Raw genomic sequence first — 827 nt, 5'->3', positions numbered from 1 at the left:
TATAATTGGTATGAAACGGATACACTCAGGCCTCTTTTACCTACTTATGTATCAACCGTTGATTCAGGAAATCTTGCCGGTCATTTGATAACACTCTCTTCTGCCTTAAGTGAATGGGCTGAAAAACCGCATCTTTTTTTTCAAAGTGATCGAGAAGGCTTATCGGATGTTCTTGCTATTCTTGAAGAAACTGTCAGAGAAATTCCAGATCATCAACCCAATTTACGCTCTTTACGTCAAAAAATTGAAGAAAACATCACTCGTTTTCATGACTCTGTCCTCACTTTTGTAGAACAAGAAAATACGATTCCTTCTCACATCACAGACCTTTCACATGCAGCCCACGATATTGTGCACTTAGTCAGTGAACTTGACCACAAAATTCAAACGATAGAATCTGCTCATGCGCTTTCTTGGGCTAAATGCGTTATCGATACCTGTAACGCTTATCATTATGATGCGACTGCTCATTGTGATACTGACAAATTACGTAAAAAATTAAACAGACTGGCTATAGTGGCACGGCAAGTAGCCTTTGATATGAAATTTGACTTTTTAGAACAGCCTAAACGGCATCTCTTATCTATTGGATATCGTGTTCAAGAAAACAAACTCGATGACAATTGTTATGATCTACTTGCTTCAGAAGCACGTCTTGCAAGTTTTTTTGCTATCGCAAAAGGAGACATAAAACTTAAACATTGGTTTCGTCTTGGCCGACTCCTCGTACCCATAGGTTGGAAAGGTGCGCTCCTATCATGGTCTGGATCGATGTTCGAATATCTTATGCCATCTCTCATAATGCATGAACCTTTAGGATCTCTCCT

At 39.3% G+C, this 827-nt stretch carries 1 protein-coding gene; it reads left to right on the top strand.

Annotation, left to right across the window (positions count from 1 at the left end):
• The coding region (locus ACFIKE_RS11895) for a hypothetical protein (RefSeq protein WP_375650155.1) at positions 1-827 on the top strand (827 nt) is incomplete at both ends.

Source organism: Bartonella sp. MU70NMGDW (genome assembly GCF_042194085.1).
Taxonomy (GTDB): Bacteria; Pseudomonadota; Alphaproteobacteria; order Rhizobiales; family Rhizobiaceae; genus Bartonella; species Bartonella grahamii.
This window is presented reverse-complemented; position numbering and strand designations above follow the sequence as displayed.